Origin of the sequence: Salipiger sp. CCB-MM3, assembly GCF_001687105.1 — a bacterium.
Lineage (GTDB): Bacteria > Pseudomonadota > Alphaproteobacteria > Rhodobacterales > Rhodobacteraceae > Salipiger.
This window is the reverse complement of record NZ_CP014595.1, coordinates 1,068,007-1,091,256: the sequence shown is the minus strand read 5'-3', so window position 1 is coordinate 1,091,256 and position 23,250 is coordinate 1,068,007. Positions and strand designations below refer to the sequence as shown.

Below are 23,250 nucleotides of genomic sequence, written 5' to 3'. Positions count from 1 at the left end.
TTAGAGGACACTGACATGACCAACCCCTGTCACAACCAGCGCGACGTCTATCCCGCCACCGGCACCGAGATCACCGCGAAAAGCTGGCTGACCGAAGCGCCGATGCGCATGCTGATGAACAACCTGCACCCCGATGTGGCCGAGAACCCGCACGAACTGGTGGTCTATGGCGGCATTGGCCGCGCCGCCCGGACATGGGACGACTTCGACCAGATCGTCGCGTCGCTGCAGAAGCTCGAAGAGGACGAGACGTTGCTGGTGCAATCGGGCAAGCCCGTGGGCGTGTTCCGCACCCATCCCGACGCGCCGCGCGTGCTGATCGCCAACTCCAACCTCGTGCCGCATTGGGCCAACTGGGATCACTTCAACGAGCTCGATAAGAAGGGTCTGGCGATGTACGGCCAGATGACCGCGGGCTCGTGGATCTACATCGGCGCGCAGGGCATCGTGCAGGGCACCTATGAGACCTTCGTCGAAGCGGGCCGCCAGCACTATGACGGCAACCTCAAGGGCAAGTGGATCCTGACCGGCGGCCTTGGCGGCATGGGCGGCGCGCAGCCGCTGGCGGCGGTGATGGCCGGGGCCTGCTGCCTTGCGGTGGAATGCGACGAGACCCGCGCCGACTTCCGCATCCGCACCCGCTATTGCGACGAGAAGACCCATTCGCTGGACGAGGCGCTCGAGATGATCGACCGCTGGACCAAGGCGGGCGAGGCCAAGTCGGTCGCGCTGATCGCCAACGCCGCCGATGTCTTCCCCGAACTGGTGCGCCGCATGCAGGCGGGCGAGCCGATGCCGAACGGACGCCCCGATATCGTGACCGACCAGACCTCGGCGCATGACCCGGTGCACGGCTACCTGCCCAAGGGCTGGAGCGTTGCCGAATGGCGCCAGAAGCAAGAGAGCGATCCCAAGGGCGTGGCCAAGGCCGCCAAAGCCTCGATGCGCGACCATGTCGCCGCGATGGTGGACTTCTGGAACGCCGGTGTGCCGACGCTGGATTACGGCAACAACATCCGCCAGATGGCGCTGGAAGAGGGGCTGGACAACGCCTTTGCCTTCCCCGGCTTCGTGCCCGCCTACATCCGTCCGCTGTTCTGCCGCGGCGTCGGCCCGTTCCGCTGGGCGGCGCTTTCGGGCGATCCCGAGGACATCTACAAGACCGACCAGAAGGTGAAAGAGCTGATCGACGATCCGCATCTGCACAACTGGCTCGACATGGCGCGCGAGCGCATCGCGTTCCAAGGTCTTCCTGCGCGCATCTGCTGGGTCGGCCTCGGGCTGCGTCACAAGCTGGGCCTCGCGTTCAACGAGATGGTCCGCAATGGCGAGCTGAAGGCGCCGATCGTCATTGGCCGCGATCACCTCGACAGCGGCTCGGTGGCTTCGCCGAACCGCGAGACCGAGGCGATGAAGGACGGCTCGGACGCGGTGTCTGACTGGCCGCTGCTCAACGCGCTGCTCAACACCGCCTCGGGCGCGACATGGGTCTCGCTGCACCACGGCGGCGGCGTCGGCATGGGCTTCTCGCAGCACTCCGGCATGGTGATCTGCTGCGACGGCACCGAGGCGGCCGACAAGCGTCTGGCGCGGGTGCTCTGGAATGACCCTGCGACAGGCGTTATGCGGCATGCGGATGCGGGCTATGAGATCGCTCTCGACTGCGCCCGCGAGCATCAACTCAACCTGCCGGGGATCCTGGGGTGACACAGCACGAGACCGCCTTCGCCGAACTAGACGCAGCCTTTCCGGGCCGGATCGAACGCAGCGAGGCGGTTCGCGCGCAGCATGGGGCAGGGGACAGTTGGCATCCGGCGGCGCTGCCCGACGCGGTGTTCATGGCGCAGAGCACGGAAGAGGTGGCGCAGGCGGTCAGGATCTGCGCCGCCCATGGCTGCCCGATCGTGCCCTTCGGCGCGGGCAGCTGCATCGAGGGACAGGTGAACGCCACCCAAGGCGGGCTCTGCATCGACCTGTCGTCGATGGACAAGGTGCTGCGCGTCAGCCCCGAGGACATGGATTGCAGCGTGCAGGCGGGGCTCACCCGGCAGCGCCTGAATGAAGACCTTCGGGCGACGGGGCTCTTTCTGCCCATCGACATCGGTGCCCATGCCACGCTTGGCGGCATGGCCTCGACCCGCGCGTCGGGAACGATGACGGTGCGCCATGGCACTATGGCCGATCTGGTGATGGGGCTGACCGTGGTGCTGCCCGACGGGCAGATCGTCCGCACCGGCGGGCGGGCGCGGAAATCCTCGTCGGGCTACGATCTGACGCATCTCTTCATCGGGGCAGAGGGCACGCTTGGGATCATCACCGAGCTGACCCTGCGCCTGACCGGCATCCCCGAGGCGTCGAAGGCCGGGCTCTACAGTTTCGCCTCGATCGAGGCGGCGACGCAGACCGTGGTCGAGGCGCTGCAGTTCGGCCTGTGCCTGAACCGCATCGAGCTGATGGACACGCTGCAGGTCAAGGCGATCAACGCCTACAACAAGGTCTCGCTGCCCGAGCAGCCGACGCTGCTGGTCGATCTTGCCGGGTCGCAAGGCCAAGTGGAGGCCGACCGTGACACCTTCGATGCGCTGGCCGATGAGAATGGCGCTGAGGTTCATCCGGTGGACACGCCCGAGCAATACGCCAAGGCCTGGGCGCTGCGGCATTCGGCGCTTTATGCCGCGCGTGGTCTGCGGCCCGGCTGCAGTTCACTGTCGACGGATGTCTGCGTGCCGGTTTCCGAACTGCCGCGCATCCTGACAGAAATCGAGGCGGTGCTGCAGGACGAAGGGATCGTCGCGCCGATGCATGGCCATGTGGGCGACGGCAATTTCCACCTCGTGATGCTGTTCGATCCCGAGAGTGTGGAAGAGAAGGCGCGGGTGCAGAAGGTGCACGGCCAACTGGTCGCGCGCGCCATCGAACTGGGCGGCACGGCCACCGGCGAACATGGCGTCGGGCTGGGCAAGAAGAGCTATATGGAGGCCGAACACGGTGCGGCGCTGGCGTTGATGAAAACGCTCAAGCGCGCGGTGGATCCGGCCAATCTGATGAACCCGGGCAAGATCTTCGATCTTTGAGGCCCGGTAACCAAAGGGCAGGTGCCTGATTTTTGGGCGCTTGCTCTTGCCTGTCACAAACCCGCGTGAGAAGGGCCAACGGCAGGGATTGACACAGGGGCTCAGCGTGGTCCCTTTTGTCTAGTCAAAATCGGAACCCAGCCCCCAAACTGGCCGGGACCGACAACAGGGAGACTACTGGATATGCGCAACAAAGTCATCTCCGCACTGGCGGGTGCCGCGCTTCTGATGGGTGGGGCCGTCGCGGCCCAAGCGCAGGACGCGCTGGCTCGCATCAAGGAAGCTGGCGTCATGAAGGTCGGCACCGAGACCGCCTTCGCCCCCTTCGATTACATCGACGCGGGCGATCACGTGGGCCTCAACATGGACGTTTTCGCCGCGATCGGTGAAGAACTGGGCGTCGAGATCGAATGGATCACCCTCGACTGGGCTGGCGTTCTGCCGGGTCTCGAAGCGGGTCAGTTCGACGTGGTCGCGGGCCCCGCAACCATCACCAAGGCACGTATGGAGCGCTACCGCTTCACTCCGCCGATCGCCGAGGCCACCGTCGCCCTGCTGAAATCGGCCAAGGATGATTCGATCACCAAGCCCGAGGACATCGCTGGCAAGACCATCGGTTCCGGCCACGCCACCGCGCAGCTCGCCCAGCTTGAAGAGTTCGGCGCGACGCTCGACCCGGCACCGGAAACCAAGGACTACGTCTCGTTCAACGAGGCCTATGCCGACCTCGCCGCTGGCCGTATCGCCGGTGTCGCCAACTCGCTGCCGAACATCGCCTTCGTGGCGCAGCAGCGTCCCGAGGTCTTTGAAGTGGTCGCACCCTTCGGCACCAAGACCTACTTCGGCTTCCCGGGCCTGAAGGACGACGACCACGCTTCGCTGATGGACGCCATCGACGCAGCTCTGCTGAAGATGAAGGCCGACGGCCGTCTCGGCGAGATGCAGCAGAAGTGGTTCGGCCAGACCTTCGAAACGCCCGACGCGGTGACCGAGCCCAACATCTAAGGCTTTCCCTGCCGGTCCGTGCTACGCGGGCCGGCCCTTTCGGCCTGACCGGCGGAGGGTCATCCGACCACCGCCGGTCTTTTTCAGCCGGTCTTTTTCAGCCGGTTTTCTTCACCCGCACCTGACGCCAAGCCCGAGGCCCATCCCGGACAATGAGCTGGAAACTCTTCAACCTGCTGCTCGAAGCCTCGCTGATGACCATCTGGGTCAGTGCGCTGTCGATCGCAATCGGCCTTGCGCTGGCGATCCTGCTGTCGGCAGCGAACCTCTCGGGCATCCGCCCGCTGCAATGGTTCGCGAAATTCTTCATTTCCTTCTTCCGCGGCACACCGCTGCTGGTGCAGCTGCTGTTGCTTTATAACCTGCTGCCGGTGATCGGGGTTCAGATACCCTCGATGGTGACCGCGGTGATCGGCCTGTCGATCTGTACCGCCGCTTATCAGGCCGAGAACCTGCGCGGCGGTTTCGAAGGCGTGCCCACCGGTCTGGTCGAAAGCGCCGACATGGCGGGCTTCACCAAGAGCCAGACCTTCTGGCACATCCGCGTCCCGATCGCGCTGCGGCTGACCCTGCCCGCGCTGATTAACGAGGCGATCCTGATCCTCAAGGCGTCGTCGCTGGTCTCGGTGGTCGGGCTGATCGAGCTGACCCGCATGGCGCAGAACCTCGTGGCATCGACCTTCATGCCGCTTGAGATTTACGCCAGCGCCGGCCTCATCTACCTCGTCATCAACCTCGTGGTCGCCACCGCTGGCCGCCAGCTCGAACGTCGCCTTCCGGGCGTGGGAGGCAAGTGATGGGTTTTGATTTCAACGTCATCCTGTCGAAACAGGACGCGCTGATCTCCGGCATCGCGATGACGGTCTTCGTCTGGGTCGTCGGCACGCTGGCCGGCGCGCTGCTGGGCTTCATCATCGCCACGGCGCGGCGCTACGGCGGCACGCTGATCGACAAGGCGCTGACCGTGCCGATCGAAGTGATCCGCGGCACACCCTTCCTCGTGCAGCTCTTCCTGCTCTATTTCGGCGGCCCTTACATTGGCCTGTCGCTCGACGCGCTGCCCGCGGGTCTGATCGCGCTGAGCATCTACGGCTCGGCCTATTTCGCCGAGATCTTCCGCGCCGGTTACCAGTCGGTGCCGCCGGGCCATGTGGAAGCGGCGGAATGCCTTGGCTTCACGCGGATGCAGGTGATCCGAAACATCCTGCTGCCCGAGATGGCGCTGCTGGTGATCCCGCCCTCGGTGAACATGGCGATCATCCTGCTGAAGGAGACGGCGCTGCTGTCGCTCATCACGGTCCCCGAGATGACAATGACCGCCAGTGCCATCGGCTCGCAGGAATATGCCTTCGTCGAGGCAATGGTACTGATCGCGCTCGTCTATTGGGTGCTGGTCGAACTGGCGGGCCTGCTTGGGCGGCTCGCGGAAAAGAAACTCTCAAGATACAGGCTGGCCAAGGCATGAGCGACAACGCGATCTCCGTTCAGCATCTGGTGAAACGCTTCGGCACGACGACCGTGCTCGACGACATCTCGCTGGAAATCCCGCGCGGGCAGGTGTCCTGCCTGATCGGTCCCTCGGGCTCGGGCAAGTCGACGCTGCTGCGCTGCATGGCGTTCCTTGAAGAGGCCACCGACGGCTCAATCTTCATCGAAGGCAGCCCGCTCGGCTTCGTCTACGACGGCGCGGGCAAGCGCCAGCGTCAGAGCGCCAACGAGCTGCGCAAGGTGCGCTCGCAGATCGGCATGGTGTTCCAGCAGTTCAACCTCTGGCCGCATATGACTGCGCTCGGCAACGTGTCCGCCGCGCTGCGCCGGGTGCGCAAGATGAGCAAGGCCGAGGCCGAAGAGAAGGCCATGGTGCAGCTGCGCAAGGTGGGGCTCGAGAACCGCGCCGGGCACTACCCCAGCCAGCTTTCCGGCGGCCAGCAGCAGCGCGTGGCCATCGCCCGCTCGCTCGCGCTGGAGCCGAAGATCATGCTGTTCGACGAGCCCACCTCGGCGCTCGACCCCGAGCTTACCGGCGAAGTGCTGAACGTGATGCGCAGCCTTGCCGCCGAGGGGATGACCATGGTCGTGGTGACCCATGAAATCGGCTTTGCCGCCACGGTGGGCAACCAGATCAGCTTCCTCGATCAGGGCAAGCTGCTGTTCACCGATGCGCCGTCGAAAGCGTTCGCCAAGCCGCGCCATCCGCGGCTCGAGCAGTTCCTCGACACCTATCTCGACCGCGGCGCCTCGACGCTGGTCTGAGGGAGGGGCGCGGATGATCAAGGAGGGCGCTTCCCGACAATCGCTGCACGAGCGCATTCGCAGCGATCTGGAGGGTAAGATCCTCTCTGGTGCGTGGCCTCCAGGCCACCGCGTGCCCACCGAGCAGGAGTTGCGGCTGGAGTATGGGTGTTCGCGGATGACCGTGAACAAGGTCATGACCCAGCTTGCCAACGCCGGGCTGGTGCTGCGGCGGCGCAAGACCGGCTCGATCGTCATGCCGCAGCAGAGCCAGAATGCGGTTCTGGAGATCAAGGACATCAAGGACGAGGTCACCGCGCAGGGGGCCGCCTACCGCCACGAGGTGGTGGCGCGGGTGCTGCGCGCCGCGAAAGCGACCGAGGCCGACGAGCTTGGGGTCGAGCCCGGCACGCAGGTGCTGGCGCTGACCTGTCTGCATTATGCCGATGAGGCACCGTTCTGCCTTGAAGACCGGGTGATCAATCTTGAAGTGGCGCCGGATGCCGAGGCCGAGAGTTTCACCGATCTGGCGCCCGGTGTCTGGCTGCTTCGCCACATCCCTTGGAGCGAGGCCGAGCACACGATCGCCGCGGTCGGCGCGTCGGCGCGGGTGGCGGAACTGCTGGATTTGTCGACTGGCAGCCCCTGTCTGGTGATGGAGCGCCGGACTTGGCGGCAGGGCGAGACAGTGACCGAGGTGCGGCTGACCTATCCCGGTGCCGCCAATCGCCTGAGCGCCCGCTTCACGCCTTCGCTGCCCTGAGGGTCAGCGCGGTCGGGCCCCGTCGAGGAACAAGGCAATGGCACGGTCACGGCGCGCGGCGCGCACCTCTGGGGTCGAGCAATAGCGCGCGGGGTCGAGCAGCTTATGCAGACCATTGCCGAAAGCCATGTCCATCAACATCTCCGCCGCCGGCTCATAGCATTCGGGCTTTAGCGCCAGTTCGCCCGCTTCCGCCGCATCGGCCAGTTCGCGCGCGATATGGCGGCGCAGCGTCAGCGCGCCACTCTCGAGAATGCTGCACGCCAGTTTGGGGTAGGTGGGGGCCGAGGTGATCACCGCGCGCAGCAGTTCCAGCGGCGCGGCGTTGAGGCTGGGCTCTTCGTTCAGCGTGAGCAGATGGCGCAGGCGCTCTTCCAGCGGCGCACCGGCGTTCTCGCTGTCACGGCTGCGGAACAGCCGCGCCCCGATGCGCGCGAAACAGGCCCCCAGAAGTTCTTCGCGACTGTCGAACATCGTGTAGATCGTCCGTTTCGACATATGCACCTGCCGCGCGATCGCGGCGACCGAGACGTCTTCCAGCCCATGCTCGGCGATCATCTGGGTCGCCGTCGACAGCACCAGTTCCTCGCGGGTTTTCTGGTCCATCTGAACCGGGCGGCCACGGCGGCGCGGTGCGGACTCGTCGTCGGCGGGAGTGCTCGAATCGGTCATTGGTGTCCTTGGGTCACATCAGGCATTCTAAATCGTATCACTGGCACATCTGGGCGCTTTACAAAACGGATGCGTTTCCTTATCGCGATTCAGGACCTGCGCGCAAGACGCGCCTTCTTTTGTTTCCGGAGCCCTTCCATGTCGAACCGCCCCGCTTCCAGCCTGATGCGGCGTCTTGCCCTGCTTGGCGCTGTTTTCTTCGCGCCTGCCGTTTCCGCGCAGCAGCAAGGCGAAGCCCCGCCGCAGCCGGTCACGGTAGTGACCCTCGAGGCGCAGGACGTGACGCTGACCACGAAACTGCCGGGCCGTGTGCAGGCCTCGGGCGAGGCCGAAGTGCGTCCGCAGGTGGGCGGCATCATCGTCGAGCGCCTGTTTGACGAAGGCACGGACGTCAGCCGCGGCGACCCGCTCTACCGCATCGACCCGGCGACCTATGAGGCGGCCAAGGCGTCGGCGGAAGCCAGCCTTGCGCAGGCTCAGGCTCAGGCGGCCTCTGCCGAGCGCGAGCTCAAGCGTCAGCAGGAACTGCGCGACCGCTCGGTCACCAGCCAGCAGACGCTGGATGATGCGTTGGCGGCGCGCGACGTTGCCGAGGCGGCGGTGAAGGTTGCCGAGGCGCAGCTTCTGTCGTCCAACATCGACCTCGAGCGCACCACGATCCGCGCGCCCCTGACCGGTGTCGTGGGCCTGTCGGACGCGACGCAGGGCGCGCTGGTCACCGCTGGTCAGTCGACCGCGCTGACCACCATCCGCGCGCTCGACACGGTGAATGTGGACGTGACGCAATCGGCGGCCGAGATGCTGCGCTGGCGCCGCTCGGGGCAGGCCGCCGCCGAAGAGAGCGAGGCGCGGGTCAGCCTGCGCCTTGCCGATGGCGAGGTCTATGAGCACACCGGCCGTCTGGCCGCCGCCGAGCCGCATGTGAACGAGCAGACCGGCGTGGTCGTGCTGCGTCTGGAATTCCCCAACCCCGATCACTTCCTGCTGCCCGGCATGTATGTGCAGGTCGAACTGCCGCAGGGCAGCGTCAGCGATGCCGTTCTTGTGCCGCAGGAAGGCGTAACCCGCGACCGCCGCGGTCGCCCGGTCGCCATGGTGGTGAACGCCGACAACCAAGTGGAAAGCCGCCAGATCACCATCCAGCGTGATCTCGAGAATACATGGGTGGTGACCGAGGGTCTGGACGCCGGGGATCGCGTGATCGTCGCGGGCCTGCAAAAGATCGCCCCCGGCCAGACCGTGACCCCCGAGGAGCGCGACGCGACCGAAACCGCCGCCGCCGACCCCGGCGCGGCGACCGAGTGACCCCCGGACAAGGAGCCTTCTGATGGCACGTTTCTTCATTGACCGTCCGGTCTTTGCATGGGTCATTTCGATCCTGATCATGGGGATCGGGGTGCTCTCGATCCTCAACCTTCCCATCGCGCAATATCCCGAGATCGCGCCGCCGTCGGTGCGCATCAGCGCGCAATACCCCGGTGCCTCGGCCGAGACTGTCGCCAATACGGTCACGCAGATCGTCGAGCAGCAGATGACCGGCCTCGACGGCATGCGCTACATGACCTCCTCGTCGACCTCGGCGGGCACGGCCTCGATCACCCTGACCTTCGAGTCGGGCACCGATCCGGACGTGGCGCAGGTGCAGGTGCAGAACAAACTATCACAGGCCACCGCGCTGCTGCCCGAGACGGTGCAGCGGCAGGGCGTGACCGTCGAGAAGGCCTCGTCGTCCTTCATGATGGTGATTGGCCTCATCTCCAACGACGGCACGATGGATCAGGCCGACCTGTCGGACTACCTGAACTCCAACCTCGTGGATGAATTCAGCCGCATCGAGGGTGTCGGCGGCGCGCAGGTGTTTGGTGCGCAATACGCGATGCGCATCTGGCTCGATCCGTCGAAACTCTCGGCCTTCGAGATGACCCCGTCGGATGTGGTGAGTGCCGTCTCGGCGCAGAACGCGCAGATCTCGGCCGGGGCGTTCGGCACGCTGCCCGCGCCCGAGGGCCAGCAACTCAACGCCACGATCACCGCGCAGTCGCTGCTGCGCACCCCCGAAGATTTCCGCAACATCGTGCTGCGCTCGGAAACCGACGGCGGCCTTGTGCTGCTGCAGGATGTGGCGCGGGTGGAAATCGGTGCCGAGAACTACTCGACCATCGCGCGCTACAACGGCAAGCCCTCCTCGGGCATGGCGCTGCAGCTTGCGTCGGGCGCCAACGCGCTCGATACGGCAGAGCGGGTGAAACAGCGGATCGAGGAATATTCCGAGTTCTTCCCCGAGGGCGTCAGCTACGTCATTCCCTATGACACCACCCCGTTCATCGAGATCTCGATCCACGAGGTGCAGAAGACGCTGATGGAAGCCATCGTGCTGGTGTTCTTCGTGATGCTGCTGTTCTTGCAGAACATCCGTGCCACGATCATTCCGACGCTGGCGGTGCCCGTGGTTATCCTCGGCACGTTCGCGATCCTCGCCATGGCGGGCTTCACCATCAACACGCTGACCATGCTGGCCATGGTGCTGGCCATCGGCCTGCTCGTCGACGACGCCATCGTGGTGGTGGAGAACGTCGAGCGGATCATGGAAGAAGAGGGCCTTGGCCCGCGCGAGGCGACCCGCAAGTCGATGGGTCAGATCACCGGCGCGCTCGTCGGCATCGCGCTGGTGCTTTCGGCGGTGTTCGTGCCAATGGCCTTCTTTGGCGGCTCGACCGGGATCATCTACCGGCAGTTCTCGATCACCATCGTTTCGGCCATGGGCCTTTCGGTGCTGGTCGCGCTGACGCTGACCCCGGCGCTCTGCGCCACCATCCTCAAACCCAAGCACGGCCATGGGAACGCGCGCGGTCCTCTTGGGTGGTTCAACAAGGGCTTTGACAAGCTGACCGGCGGCTACGCTGGCACCGTGGGCCACATCATCAAGCGTCCGCTGAGGATGCTGGTGGTCTATGGCGCGCTTGGCTACGGCATGGTGTTTCTGTTCAACAGCACGCCGACCGGGTTCTTGCCCGACGAAGACCAAGGCATCCTGATGACCCTGATCCAAGGCCCGACCGGTGCCACCGCCGAGCGCACGCTCGACGTGGTGGAACAGGTGCAGAGCCATTTCATCGAGAATGAGGCGGAAGCAGTCGACTCGGTCTTTGGTGTGGTCGGCTTCTCCTTCGCGGGGCAGGGGCAGAACATGGGTCTGGCCTTTGTGCGGATGAAGGACTGGGAAGACCGGCCCTCGCCCGCGCAGAGCGTGCAGGCGGTGGCGGGCCGTGCCTTCCCGGCGTTCATGGGCATCCGCGACGCCATGGTCTTCCCGATCGTGCCGCCGGCGGTGATCGAACTGGGCAACGTCTCGGGCTTTGACTTCTACCTGCAGGCGCAGGGTGGTCAGACCCACGAACAGCTCCTCAACGCGCGCAACCAGATGCTGGGCATGGCGGCGCAGAGCGATCTGATCGCCTCGGCCCGTCCTTCGGGTCTGGAAGACGCGGCGCAGTTCAATCTCGACATCGACTGGCGTGCCGCCGGTGCGATGGGCGTGACCCCGACCAATGTCGGCAACACGCTGTCGATCGCTTGGGCAGGTCAGTATGTGAACGACTTCAACGACAACGGGCGGATCAAGCGCGTTTACGTGCAGGGCGAAGCCGACAGCCGCGCCACCCCCTCGGACCTCGAGAAGTGGCGGGTGCGCAACGCGAACGGTGATCTGGTGCCCTTCGCCAACTTCACCACCGAAGACTGGACCTATGGCCCGCAGGGTCTCAACCGCTACAACGGTGTGCCGGCGATGCAGATTCAGGGCTCGCCCGCGCCGGGTGTGACCACCGGTGAGGCAATGGCCGAGATCGAGCGTCTCGCCAGCCAGCTGCCGCCGGGCTACCAGATCGCCTGGACCGGTCTGTCGCTGGAAGAACGCGACTCCGGCGGCTCAGCCCCGCTGCTCTATGGGCTGTCGCTGGCGGCGATCTTCCTCTGCCTCGCGGCGCTCTACGAGAGCTGGACAATTCCGTTCTCGGTGATGCTGGCAATGCCGATCGGCGTGCTCGGCACCATGGGCGCGGCCTATTGGTTCGGCTTCGAAAACGGCGTGTTCTTCCAGGTCGGCCTGCTGACCGTGATCGGCCTCACCGGCAAGAACGCCATTCTGATCGTGGAGTTCGCCCGCGAACGCTACGAAGAGCATGGCGAGCCATTGTTGGTTGCGGTGAAAGAGGCGGCGCGGCAGCGCTTCCGTCCGATCATCATGACCTCGCTGGCCTTCAGCCTTGGCGTTGTGCCGCTGGTGCTGTCCACCGGCGCGGGCGCTGGCGGGCGTCAGGCGGTGGGCTCGGCGGTGCTTGGCGGGACGATCACCGGCACCGTGCTGGGCGTGCTCTTCGTGCCGCTGTTCTTCGTCGTGGTGATGAAGGTCTTCGGTCGCAAGAAAGAGCGCGAACTGGCCGCGAAGCGGGCCGAAATGGCAAGCTGAGCGCAGCATCCTGCGAGACAAAGAGAGCGGGCCTTCGGGTCCGCTCTTTTGCATTGCGGGGGGAAAGTGCCTCGCGACGGGAGCCGGGCGCGCGCTGGCCCGTGGGATGGCGCAGCACTCTTGGTGGTCTGCCGTTTATGTCTGCCAAATCCGGACGACCCCCGAGCGGTTTTCACCGGAGACAAAGCGCCAGCCCGCCGGGACGGGCCAGCGCTCGCCCGGCGGCTTCGCCTTGAGTCCGGGCAGAGGGTGCGCGTGTGCAGATGGGCACTTTACCTTCCGGCTTTGCCCCGCAAAGCTGCACCCGTCTCAAATATAAGGCCGTCTCCATGACCGATCACACGCTTGCCGCCACCCCGCAGACCGTCCACTGGGGCCGCTTCTGGTCCGACCTGCCGCCGGTGATGCATGTGGCGCCGGGCGACCGGGTGACCATCGAGACCTTTTCGGGCCGCCAAGAGGTGCTGCCCGCGGAGGGCTCGGGAATGACCGTGGCGCCCGCGCATCGCGACATCCTCGCCGCCGACATCAAAGGGCAGGCGCATCTGCTGACCGGGCCGGTGGCCATCGGGGGCGCCATGCCCGGCGACGTGCTGAAGGTAGAGATCGCGCGTATCGAGCTGGGCGCCGACTGGGGGTTCAACGCCGTGCGCCCGGCGTCGGGAACGCTGCCGGGAGAGTTCCCGGTCTCGCAATCCACCGTCACGCTCATCCCCATCGACCGCGAGGCGCGCACGGGCAAGCTGCCATGGGGCGCGACCCTGCCGCTTGCGCCGTTCTTCGGGGTCATGGGCGTGGCGCCGCCGCGTGAGTGGGGCGAACTGACCTCGATCCAGCCGCGCCTGCACGGGGGCAATATGGACCTCAAATTGCTGACCGAGGGCACCACGCTCTATCTGCCCATCCACACCGAGGGGGCGCTCTTTTCCTGCGGCGATGGCCACGGCTGTCAGGGCGATGGCGAGGTCTGCATCACCGCGCTGGAAACCTCACTGACCGGCACCTTCCGCTTCGATCTGCTCAAGGGCGCCGGCGAGCGCATCGACCTGCCGCGGGCCGAGACCCCGACCGAGCTGATTTCGATGGGCTTCCACGCCAGTCTCGACACGGCGCTGCAGATCGCGCTGCGCCAGATGATCGCGATGATCCGCGAGCGCGTGGAGATCAGCGAGACCGAGGCCTATCAGCTGTGCTCTCTGGCGGCGGATTTCGCCATCACCCAGTCGGTGAACCAGGAAAAGGGCGTGCACGGGCGGCTGCGCAAGGCGCTGCTGCAGACCGGCTGAACCTCAGGCCAGCGCCGCCTGCTGCTCGAGGCTGCGGGCGATAAGCTCGGGCGTTTCGGGCCAGTCGATGAAGGCGGGCAGCACCGGACCCTCAAAGCTTGCCTCGCTCAGCGCCTCGGGCACGTCTTCGAGCATATGCCCGGCGTTGAGCGCGAACTGCGGCAGGCAGATCGCCTGTCCCAGCCCCTCGGCCTGATCGCGCAGGAAGGGCGGCTCTTCGACATAGCCCGCGCGGGCCTCGGCAAAGCCCAGAGCGCCCTTGAGCGCGGCGGCGAAATCACGGGCGCTCTCGGCACTGGTGCGCGAGACCGCGCTGCCATGGGCGGCGATCAGAAGCGTGGTCTGCGCGGCGTCCCAGCCTTTCTCGGAGAGCGTGCGGCGCAGCGCCTGCGCGGCGCTCGCAACAAGACTGGTTTCGGTGCCGAACGGTTCGAGCACCCGCAGGCCCAAAGGCGCAGCGCGCTCGGCCAGAACCTTCTTGGTGAAATAGCCGCGCGCCATGAAATAGGGGTAGATCCACGGCGCGCCGAGATCCGCCACAGCCGCATCGAAAGCGCCTTCCTTGGCCAGCGTCGCCCCGCCGACGCGCCAGCCGGGCAGGCGGGCGGCGACGCGGGCGGCAAGCTCGGTCAGCGCGGCCTCCTGCGGGTCGGGGTCGGAGGGGCTGCCATGGGCGACGATCAGCGCGGTTCGTGTCATGTGGCTCGGTCTTTTCACTGCTGCGGATGGCTTCGAACATAGCGCCGCAAGAGTTTTGGAAAACTCTTGCAAGCTCCTTCGAAGGAGCTTGGCCGCTAGTCGCGGAAGGCGCTTGCGAAAGGCTCGGGCAGGTCGAACTCCTCCAGCACGCGGGCGCGGCCCTCGGGCGACATCTTCAGCGCGGTCTTCTCGACGATGCGCTGCAGACCGTCGGCGTCGCGGCCCTCGGCGAAGGGCGAGAAATACCACTTCAGGAAGGTAAAGCAGATCACGTCCTCCAGCGCCTGCACCTCGGCGTCACGCTTGATGCCTTCCTTGCGCAGCAGCACGCCGATGCGCTCTTGTTCGGCGCTCGGGTAGCCCGCCTTGGACATCATGCCCGCCAGCCGCGCACCGTGTCGGCGGCCCTGTTCCTTACGCCACGCGAAATAGCCGGGGCGGTCCATCGGATAGCTGTCGCGGGGCAGAAGCCAACGCTCCACATGCTGCCCGCGCGCCGCGATCTGCAACACTTCCGACGCATCGGGAAACAGCCGCGCCAGTTCCGAGCTCATCCGTTCGCCGTAAATCTGCGCCGCCGGGCGCCCGTCTTCCTGGGTCGGATCCTTGGCGTTCGCGGCATCGATCTCGTCGAGGACGTCTTGCAGTGCGCTCATGATCGGGCTCCTTCGAAAATCTGCGATGCGCGGGGTGCGCGCGGCCAAAGTCGCATGGCCGTGCCACGGGCGCAACGCTTCGCACCTAGTGGGCGGCGGCAGAGTGACGCGCAGGGCCAAATGCGGTTGAAACCTATGCGCTGCATGTATCTCATTGAGCCGACGCGAATTTCGATGCGGAGCCGTCATGGCAAAATCCCCCGACACCGACCGGACCCGGGCCGAAGACCTGCTCGAGCCAGAGGCGCAGCGGCGCCTGCGCAGCGCGGCGCGGCTCTCGGCCTTTGCGGCGGCGCTCTGGCTGCCGCAGGCGGCGGCGCTGTCTTGGGGCATTGCCGGCTGGGCCAAAGCAGCCCCGCTGTCGCGCACGCTTTGGGCGGCTCTGGCCTTTGCGCTCTTTGGGGTGCTCCGCGCCGGGATCGAGCGGCGCGCGGCGCGGCTGGCCTATGCCGCCGCCGACGAGACCATCCATGCGCGGCGGCAGGCACTGCTGGATCGCGAGGCGCTGCGCAGCGGCGGTGCGTCGTCGGCTGCGCTGGCGGCGCTGCTGACCGAGAAGCTGGCGGTGCTGGGCCCTTGGATCACCCGCTACCGGCCCGCGATGGCGCGGGCGCGGCTGCTGCCGCTGCTGTATCTGGCGGTGATCCTGCCGATCTCTTGGGCGGCGGGGCTGGTGCTGCTGGTGGCCGGGCCGCTGATCCCGCTGTTCATGGCGCTGGTGGGGATGGCGGCCAAGGACGCCAGCGAAAAGCAGATGGTCGAGGTGGGCGCGATGAACACGCTGCTGATCGACCGCATCTCGGCCTTGCCGGATCTGCTGTTGCTCAACGCCGCCGAAGCCTCGCGCGCCGAGTTCGAAGCCCGCGCCGACGGGCTGCGCGAGCGGACCATGGCGGTGCTGCGGGTGGCTTTCCTGTCGTCGACGGTGCTCGAGCTTTTCTCGGCGCTCGGGGTGGCGATGGTGGCGGTCTACGTCGGCTTTTCGCTGCTTGGTGAGATCACCATCGGCACATGGGGGCTGTTCGGGCCGCAGCTGACGCTGTTTCAGGGACTCTTTCTGCTGCTGCTCGCCCCGGATTTCTTTCAGCCGCTGCGCGATCTGGCTGCGGCGTGGCACGACAAGGCCGCCGCCGAGGCGGTGGCAGAGGAACTGGCGCAGGTCGCGGCCGCGCCCGGCGTTGCCGTGCTCGGGCAAGGAGGCAGCGCCGCGCCGCTTTCTGGCCCGGCCTCGGTGGCGCTGCAAGGCGTGCGCGTGCAGCGCGGGGCGCAGGAGATAGCGCTGCCTGATATTGCGGTCGGTCCGGGGGCCTCGCTGGCGCTTTGCGGACCGAGCGGGGTGGGCAAATCCACCGCGCTCGACCTTATCGCCGGGCTGCTGGTGCCGAGCGCCGGCGAGGTGCGGGTTGCTGGCGAGTTCCTGAGCAGCGAGCGCGCCGACGCGTGGCGCGCGCGGCTCGCCTATGTGCCGCAGCAGGTGCACATCCCGGACACCACGCTGCGCGGCTTTCTCAGCGGCGCGCCGGACGGCGATGTGCCGCCGGAGGCGCTGCGCCGAGCAAGGGCCGAGCGGATCGTGGAGGCGCTGCCGGTCGGGCTCGAGACGGTGCTTGGCGAAAGCGGTGCCGGGGTTTCGGGCGGCGAGGCGCGGCGGCTGCTGCTGGCGCGGGCGCTGATCCGCGGCGCCGATGTGATCCTTGCCGACGAGCCCACTGCCGATCTCGACGCGGCGACGGGGGCCGCGATCATCGAGGTGCTGCACGATCTGGCCGCCGAGGGCCGCACGGTGATCGTCGCGACGCACGACCCGGTGCTGGCCGAGGCGATGGCGCAGCGCATTGATCTGGAGGCGGGCGCATGCTGAAGCTCTGGAAGGTTCTGCGCCTGCTGTGGCGCGCGCATCCCTTTGCCATGTGGCGCGGCGCGCTGCTGGCGGTGCTGGTGCTGCTGATGGGCGCGGCGCTGCTGGGGCTGTCGGGCTGGTTCATCACCGCCACCGGGCTGGCGGGCATCGCCGGTATCGGCATCGCCTTTGACGTCTTCCGCCCGAGCGCCGGGGTGCGCGGGCTGGCGCTTGGCCGTGCGGCGGCGCGCTACGGCGAGCGACTGCTGACCCATGACGCCACGCTGCGCGCGCTGGCCTCGCTGCGGGTGACTCTGCTGCAGCGGCTCGAACGGTTCCCGGTGGCGGATCTGCGGCGGCTGCGCGGGGCGTCCGCGCTGACCCGGATCACCGCCGATGTGGACGCGCTCGATGGCGTGGTGCTGCGGCTGGCGCTGCCGGTGGCGGCGGCGCTGGTCACCCATGCGGCGGTGTTCCTCGGGCTCTGGGCGCTGACCTCGCATGCGGTCGCGATCTCGGTGGCGGCGGGCTATCTGCTGGGCGGCGGCGTGGTGCTCTGGCGGGTCGGGCGCGCGACGCTGGGTCTTTCGGCGCGGGCCGAGACCGCCTCGCAGGACCTGCGCCGCCGCGCCATCGGCCTGTTCCGAGGCCGCCGCGAGGCGATCCTGCAGGGCGCGCTGCCGCGCTGGCGGGCGGGGCTCGATGCGGCAGAGACCGAGGCACGGGGCGCGATGGACCGACTCGATGCCATCGACACCGGGGCCGGTATGGTTTTGTCTGCGCTGGTGACGCTGGTGGTGGCGCTGGCCTTCGTGCTGGGCGGCTGGCTGGTGAGCGCCAGCGACCTCGATCCGGCGCTGGCGGCGATCGGCGTCTTCGTGGCGTTGGCGCTTGGCGAGACGCTCGTACCGCTGCGCCGGGGCATGGCCGAGATCGGCCGGATGCGCGACGCCGCCGAGCGGGTGCTGGCCGAGCCGCCCGAGCGCGCGGCCCGGGCCCGTGCCGCCGCCGTGGAAGGGCCCGCGGATGTGGTGCTCGACCTGCGGCATCTGTCGCTCGCACGGCCGGGCTGGAGCCGCCTGCTGCTGCATGATCTTTCCTTCGCACTGCGCCCCGGCGAGATGCTGGCGCTGCGCGGGGCCTCGGGATTGGGCAAATCCACCTTGCTCGACGTGATCGCCGGACTGGAGCCGGTCACCGCCGGGGATGTGCTGCTGCTGGGGCGTCCGCTGGCGGCATGGGCAGAGCCGGAACTGCGCGAGGTGATGACCCTCGTGCCGCAACGCGCGGCTTTGGTGTCGGGCACGGTTCTGGAGAACCTCGCACTGGCGCGTCCCGGTCTGAGCGAGCCAGAGGCGATGGCCGCGCTCGGTGCTGTGCAGCTTGCTGAAACCATCGACGCGCGCGGCGGTGTGCGTTCACCTTTGGGTGAGGGCGGGGCCGGTTTGTCGGGCGGACAGGCAAGGCGGCTGGTGCTGGCGCGTGCGATTTTGCGCCGCCCAAAGCTGTTGCTGCTGGATGAGCCGACCGAGGGGCTCGATGGGCAGATGGCGCGGCAAGTCATTGCAGGCATACGAGAATTCTTGCCGGAGGCGTCAATCATCACGGCCTCACATCGCAGCGCAGAGCTTGAAGCTGCTGATCATGTCATCGATCTGAAAAGATATATCCCAGAAATATGATGGACTTGATGCAGATCAAAACGCTGGCCCGATCGCCGGGTGTAGCAGGGCACCGGAAAGGTGTCGCTTGGTCAAGAGTATCCGCCCACCTCGACTTTTAATGTGCAGGCCGAGAGGCAGGGGACCACACGCGTGATCACACGCCGCCCGGCCGCAAAACCTGAGGAGTACTGACATGGAGCTCGATGTTGTCGAGCTGTCGCGCCTGCAATTTGCAATGACGGCGCTCTATCACTTCCTCTTCGTGCCGCTGACGCTGGGTCTGTCGATCCTCGTGGCGATCATGGAGACGGTCTATGTGATGACAGGGCGTCCGATCTGGCGGCAGATGACGAAATTCTGGGGCACGCTGTTCGGGATCAACTTTGTTCTTGGCGTGGCCACGGGGATCACCATGGAATTCCAGTTCGGCATGAACTGGAGCTATTACAGCCACTACGTGGGCGACATCTTCGGCGCGCCGCTGGCGGTCGAGGGGCTGATGGCCTTCTTCCTTGAGGCGACTTTCGTCGGCCTCTTCTTCTTCGGCTGGGACCGGCTGTCGCGTGTGGCGCACTGTGTTGTGGCATGGCTGGTGGCGATCGGCTCGAACTTCTCGGCGCTGTGGATCCTCATCGCCAACGGCTGGATGGTCAATCCGGTGGGCGCGGAGTTCAACCCCGAGACCATGCGCATGGAGATGACCAACTTCTTCGAGGTGGTCTTCAACGAGGTGGCGCAGGCGAAATTCGTGCACACCGTCTCGGCGGGATACATCACCGCGTCTATTTTCGTGCTGGGCGTTTCGGCTTGGTATATGCTGAAGGGCCGCCATGTGGAACTGGCGCGCCGGTCGATCTCTGTCGCCGCCTCCTTTGGCCTTGCCGCCTCGCTGTCGGTGGTCGTGCTGGGCGACGAGTCCGGCTACTCGGCCAGCCACACGCAGAAGATGAAGCTCGCCGCGATCGAGGCCATGTGGGAGACCGAACCCGCGCCCGCGCCCTTCACCCTGATCGGCTTCCCGGATCAGGAAGCGCGCGAGACCCATTACGCGGTGCATATCCCGTGGGTCATGGGCCTGATCGGCACGCGCTCTCTGACGCAGGAAATCCCCGGCATCAACGAGTTGGTGGCTGAATCCGAGGCGCGCATCCGCTCGGGCATCACCGCCTATGACGAGCTGATGACCATCCGCGAGCAGCGCGACGCCACCCCGGCGGACGTGCGCGCGAGCTTCGAGGCGCATTCCGCCGATCTTGGCTATGCGATGCTGCTCAAGCGCTATGTGGATGACCCGCGCGAGGCCACCGAGGCGCAGATCAAGATGGCGGCAGATGACACGGTGCCCGGCGTCTTCCCGCTGTTCTGGTCGTTCCGTATCATGGTCGCGCTCGGCTTCTCCTTCATCGCGCTGACCGGCCTCTTCTTCGTGCTCAGCAACTTCCGCCGCGGCGCTTACCCGCGTTGGGCGCTGATGATCGCGGTGGCGTGGATCCCGATGCCGTGGATCGCCGCAGAGATGGGCTGGATCGTCGCCGAGTTTGGCCGTCAGCCGTGGACCGTGGACGGCATCCTACCCACCGCGCTCTCGGCCTCTCACCTGAGCGTTGGCGATCTGCTGTTCACGCTGGCGGGCTTTGCGCTCTTCTACACCGTGCTCTTCATCGTCGAGATGGGCCTGATGCTGAAATACATCCGCAAGGGGCCGCAGGAAGACGTCGAAGAAACCGAGAAATGGATGGCGCGCCACGAGCACCGTCTGCGCACCCATGACGGCAAGGGTCCCTTTGCCGAAATGCCCGCGGAGTAATTGTCATGATTTTGCATGAGCTTATCAGCTTCGAAATCCTCCGGCTGATCTGGTGGGCGCTTCTGGGCGTGCTGCTGATTGGGTTTGCCCTCACCGACGGGTTCGACATGGGCGTCGGCGCGCTGCTGCCCTTCGTCGGACAGACCGACACCGAGCGCCGCGTGGTGATCAACACCATCGGCCCGGTCTGGGAGGGCAACCAGGTTTGGTTCATCCTCGGCGGCGGCGCGATCTTTGCCGCGTGGCCGCCGCTCTATGCGGTCAGCTTCTCGGGGTTCTACCTTGCGATGTTCGCGATCCTCGCGGCGCTGATCCTGCGCCCCGTGGGCTTCAAGTACCGCTCTAAGCGCGACAGCGCCAAATGGCGGAGTAGCTGGGACTGGGCGCTCTTTGTCGGCGGTGCGGCTCCGGCGCTGCTCTTTGGCGTGGCGGTGGGCAATGTGCTGCTGGGCGTGCCCTTCCATCTGACCGAAGACCTGATGCCGATGTATGACGGCACCTTCTACGGCAAGTTCCTCGGGCTCCTGCGTCCCTTCGCGCTGCTCTGCGGGGTGGTGTCGCTGTCCATGCTGATCATGCATGGCGCGGCGTGGCTGTCGGTAAAGACCCAAGGCATGATCGCCTTCCGCGCGCAGCGCATCGGCACCGTCGCGGGGCTGATCGCCGCGGCAGGCTACGCGCTGGCTGGCCTCTGGCTGGCCGTTGGCATCGATGGGTTCCACATCACGTCTCAGATCGTGACCGACGGCCCGTCCAACCCGCTCTTCAAGGATGTGCTGCACGAGGGCTCTTGGCTGATGGCCTATGTGGAGCGCCCGTGGATCATCGTCGCGCCGCTGCTCGGCTTCGCGGGCATTCTCATGGCGGTGCGCGGGCTGCGCGACGGGATGGAGGTCTCGACCCTGCTGTGGTCGAAGCTCGGCATCTTCGGGGTGATCGCCAGCGTCGGGCTGACCATGTTCCCCTTCATCCTGCCGTCGACGGTAGACCCGCGCAGTTCGCTGACGGTCTGGGACAGCTCGTCCTCGCATCTGACGCTCTTTGTGATGCTGGTCGCGACGGTGATCTTCCTGCCGCTGATCCTCGCCTACACGGCATGGGTCTACAAAGTGCTCTGGGGCAAGGTCACCGAAGACGACGTGACCAGCTCGCACAGCGCCTATTGAGAAAGGAGACAAGACCATGTGGTATTTTGCCTGGATGCTTGGCCTGCCGCTGGCGGCGCTCTTTGCGGTGCTGAACGCGATGTGGCTGGAACTGCGCGAGGATGCGCGGATGATCGACGAGGCGGAGAACGGCGACGCGCGCTGATCTTCGAGACCTGATACGAGAGGGCGGTTCCGGCGGGGCCGCCCTCTTTCATGCGCGTTGGAGCCGTCAGGCGGGGGTATTGCAAGCGGAGCGGCAGAGCGTGTGCCCTATTACGCCCGCCCTGTCTCGTCTGTCTTGTGCCCGCGGATGGCGCAGAGATGGGCTTAGCCGCGCTACCTGTCCCCGACGCGCTCCCAGAAGGCCGATTTCCTCGCATGGGCTTTGCGCAGCGTTTCAAGGTAGTCCGCATGCGACAGATGACTGCCGTAGTCGAGGATCTCGGCGTCCGCGGCGGCACAGTCCATCAGGTGCCGGGCGGCGTGGCCATAGCGCCCGGAGCGGGCCCTACCCAGCGCGAAGTCGATCATCGCGCGCCACAGCAGCACGGCGGCGAGCGGGTGGCCGGGGGCGAGGGCGTCGGCCAGCGGAGCGAGGATTTCATAGGCGTCGCCGTCGATCTCCTCGCTGCGGGCGTCGATCAAGTCAGCCGCCAGCGGCAGGTCGGGGGCCTGCAGGCAATAGGCCAGCGCCTTCTCGACCGGTTGGTAAGCGAGGACGATCCGGCGCGCTTCATCCTCGGCCTCGATGTCCTCGAAGTCGGGCAGCAGCCTGAGGTGACGGCGCAGAGCGTCGGGGCAGAGCCTCCGCTCGAAGCGGGACCAGAGCGCGGCGCGCAGGTCGTCCTTCCGGCCGAGCGCCTCAAGGCAGGCGAAATGCGCTGCGTCCAGTTCGGGCGTGTCGAACCACGGATCGCCGCTTTCGCCGGGCAGGGCGGCCTCGATCAGACGTCGCGCGTCCTCGGGGCGACCCGCCGCCAGCAGCCGGGTCGCGGCGGAGGGGGCGATCGTCGAGTAGGTCAGCTGCTCGGGGCTGTATTGCGCGAGCCAGCTGTCCACGTCGCCCTCGGCGTCGGCCACGTCCTGCAGGATCATCTCCGCCGTGCGGTTGCGCCCGGCAAGCGCGCGCTCGACGCGGGCATCGCGGTCCGAGATGAAATCGTAGCGGGCGAGGTCGGCATCGGTCAGCGGCGCTTCGCAGGCCGCTTCGGCCAGCGCCTTGAGGTGGGACAGACCCGCGTCCCCGAGCGCCTCAGACAGCGCGGGTACGGCATGGTCAAAGGCACCGTAGCCATCGTCCGAGATCGCCTCGAAGACGCTGTCGGCCAGCGCTTCGGGGTCTTTGCTCAGCTTGGGAGCCAATTCACTGATCGCCGCCATCGCCTCGCGCATGACGTCGCCGATGGTGCCCCAGCTGTCGTCGGTGCGCTCATGGATGCCGGCGGCGAGCTGCAGCTGCGCCCAGAGCAGATCGAAGGCCGCGTCCGGTGCATCGGGCGCGATGCTGGTCTCGACGAGCGTCGTCAGCTCCGTAAGTTCCTGCGCCAGCTTCTTCTGCGCCTTGCGGGAGATGAAGCTGCGGCCGCGGCGGATGGAGGCGAAGCGCTTGCGCACGTCGGCGGTGATCGCCTCGGGGCCCAGGTCGGCGGAAAGCGCCATGCGCACCCGCCGCTGGCGTGCCGCGTCGCCCTTTACCGCCTCGAGCAGCAGGTCGGCCAGCGTGTCTGCACCTAGTTCGAGGAGGTTATTCTTGTTCAGAGCCTTGCCTGCCATCGGGGTCCTCCTCGGGTGAAGCATCCTTGCGCCGGATCATGCGCTTGGCCGCGCGCTTTGCAAGCATGCGCTAGATATGGAAAGGGCGCCCAGTGGGCGCCCTAAATGTAGATCCCGGGAAAAACTTAGCCTTCCACGGGAAAAACTCAGGTGTCTCTTACAC

19 protein-coding genes are annotated in these 23,250 nt (G+C 66.5%); 15 read left to right on the top strand and 4 right to left on the bottom strand.

What is annotated here, in order from left to right; all coding sequences use genetic code 11:
• The first annotated feature begins 15 nt into the window (after positions 1-15).
• The 7 genes from hutU to hutC all read left to right on the top strand — a co-directional run bounded on the left by hutU (position 16) and on the right by hutC (position 7,074).
• A complete protein-coding gene (hutU, locus tag AYJ57_RS05310; RefSeq protein ID WP_066102223.1) occupies positions 16-1,707 on the top strand; it encodes a urocanate hydratase in 1,692 nt (563 codons plus the stop codon).
• A complete protein-coding gene (locus AYJ57_RS05305; RefSeq protein WP_066102220.1) occupies positions 1,704-3,074 on the top strand; it encodes an FAD-binding oxidoreductase in 1,371 nt (456 codons plus the stop codon). Before hutU ends, AYJ57_RS05305 begins: the two co-directional genes overlap by 4 nt.
• Positions 3,075-3,257: 183 nt before the next feature.
• Entirely contained in the window at positions 3,258-4,079 is an 822-nt protein-coding gene (locus tag AYJ57_RS05300) for a transporter substrate-binding domain-containing protein (protein WP_066102219.1), read from the top strand.
• A gap of 152 nt (positions 4,080-4,231) precedes the next feature.
• On the top strand, positions 4,232-4,876 hold the full coding sequence (locus AYJ57_RS05295; protein WP_066102215.1) for an amino acid ABC transporter permease: 645 nt from the start codon (positions 4,232-4,234) through the stop codon (positions 4,874-4,876).
• Positions 4,876-5,544, top strand: a complete 669-nt coding sequence (locus AYJ57_RS05290; protein WP_066102212.1) for an amino acid ABC transporter permease — start codon at positions 4,876-4,878, stop codon at positions 5,542-5,544. Before AYJ57_RS05295 ends, AYJ57_RS05290 begins: the two co-directional genes overlap by 1 nt.
• Positions 5,541-6,332: an amino acid ABC transporter ATP-binding protein gene (locus AYJ57_RS05285; RefSeq protein WP_066102210.1), complete on the top strand. Its 792-nt coding sequence runs from the start codon at positions 5,541-5,543 to the stop codon at positions 6,330-6,332. The genes AYJ57_RS05290 and AYJ57_RS05285 overlap by 4 nt, the downstream gene beginning before the upstream one ends.
• A 13-nt stretch (positions 6,333-6,345) precedes the next feature.
• Positions 6,346-7,074, top strand: coding sequence for a histidine utilization repressor (gene hutC, locus AYJ57_RS05280; protein WP_066102208.1), 729 nt, complete (start codon positions 6,346-6,348; stop codon positions 7,072-7,074).
• A gap of 3 nt (positions 7,075-7,077) precedes the next feature.
• Here the strand turns inward: hutC and AYJ57_RS05275 are convergent, their stop codons facing one another.
• A complete protein-coding gene (locus AYJ57_RS05275) occupies positions 7,078-7,746 on the bottom strand; it encodes a TetR/AcrR family transcriptional regulator (protein ID WP_066102207.1) in 669 nt (222 codons plus the stop codon).
• 165 nt (positions 7,747-7,911) lie between these two features.
• Here AYJ57_RS05275 and AYJ57_RS05270 point away from each other — a divergent pair, with 165 nt between their 5' ends.
• From AYJ57_RS05270 to AYJ57_RS05260, 3 genes are all read left to right on the top strand, one after another.
• Complete coding sequence (locus AYJ57_RS05270; protein WP_066106696.1) at positions 7,912-9,051, top strand: efflux RND transporter periplasmic adaptor subunit; 1,140 nt, start codon at positions 7,912-7,914, stop codon at positions 9,049-9,051.
• Between the two features lie 22 nt (positions 9,052-9,073).
• Positions 9,074-12,214 carry an efflux RND transporter permease subunit gene (locus AYJ57_RS05265; RefSeq protein ID WP_066102204.1) on the top strand — a complete coding sequence of 1,047 codons (3,141 nt, stop codon included), beginning with the start codon at positions 9,074-9,076 and terminating at the stop codon, positions 12,212-12,214.
• A gap of 329 nt (positions 12,215-12,543) precedes the next feature.
• Positions 12,544-13,500, top strand: coding sequence for an acetamidase/formamidase family protein (locus AYJ57_RS05260; RefSeq protein WP_066102201.1), 957 nt, complete (start codon positions 12,544-12,546; stop codon positions 13,498-13,500).
• Between the two features lie 3 nt (positions 13,501-13,503).
• Here AYJ57_RS05260 and AYJ57_RS05255 read toward each other — a convergent pair whose 3' ends face one another.
• Both AYJ57_RS05255 and AYJ57_RS05250 read right to left on the bottom strand, forming a co-directional pair.
• On the bottom strand, positions 13,504-14,199 hold the full coding sequence (locus tag AYJ57_RS05255) for a CbiX/SirB N-terminal domain-containing protein (protein ID WP_066102198.1): 696 nt from the start codon (positions 14,197-14,199) through the stop codon (positions 13,504-13,506).
• A 95-nt stretch (positions 14,200-14,294) separates the two neighbouring features.
• Entirely contained in the window at positions 14,295-14,855 is a 561-nt protein-coding gene (locus tag AYJ57_RS05250; protein WP_066102195.1) for a DUF4202 domain-containing protein, read from the bottom strand.
• A gap of 187 nt (positions 14,856-15,042) precedes the next feature.
• Here AYJ57_RS05250 and cydD point away from each other — a divergent pair, with 187 nt between their 5' ends.
• The 5 genes from cydD to cydX all read left to right on the top strand — a co-directional run bounded on the left by cydD (position 15,043) and on the right by cydX (position 21,477).
• Positions 15,043-16,716 (top strand): thiol reductant ABC exporter subunit CydD, encoded by a 1,674-nt coding sequence (gene cydD, locus AYJ57_RS05245; protein ID WP_066102193.1) that lies wholly within the window; start codon positions 15,043-15,045, stop codon positions 16,714-16,716.
• Entirely contained in the window at positions 16,710-18,377 is a 1,668-nt protein-coding gene (locus AYJ57_RS05240; RefSeq protein ID WP_066102190.1) for an amino acid ABC transporter ATP-binding/permease protein, read from the top strand. Before cydD ends, AYJ57_RS05240 begins: the two co-directional genes overlap by 7 nt.
• A gap of 175 nt (positions 18,378-18,552) precedes the next feature.
• Positions 18,553-20,166: a cytochrome ubiquinol oxidase subunit I gene (locus AYJ57_RS05235; RefSeq protein ID WP_066102188.1), complete on the top strand. Its 1,614-nt coding sequence runs from the start codon at positions 18,553-18,555 to the stop codon at positions 20,164-20,166.
• Between the two features lie 5 nt (positions 20,167-20,171).
• Positions 20,172-21,332, top strand: a complete 1,161-nt coding sequence (gene cydB / locus AYJ57_RS05230; protein ID WP_066102185.1) for a cytochrome d ubiquinol oxidase subunit II — start codon at positions 20,172-20,174, stop codon at positions 21,330-21,332.
• Positions 21,333-21,348: 16 nt separating this feature from the next.
• Positions 21,349-21,477: a cytochrome bd-I oxidase subunit CydX gene (gene cydX, locus AYJ57_RS05225; protein WP_066102182.1), complete on the top strand. Its 129-nt coding sequence runs from the start codon at positions 21,349-21,351 to the stop codon at positions 21,475-21,477.
• A gap of 173 nt (positions 21,478-21,650) precedes the next feature.
• On the opposite strand, the gene AYJ57_RS05220 is transcribed toward cydX, so the two are convergent.
• Positions 21,651-23,087 carry a DUF6880 family protein gene (locus AYJ57_RS05220; protein WP_066102180.1) on the bottom strand — a complete coding sequence of 479 codons (1,437 nt, stop codon included), beginning with the start codon at positions 23,085-23,087 and terminating at the stop codon, positions 21,651-21,653.
• Positions 23,088-23,250 lie beyond the last annotated feature (163 nt).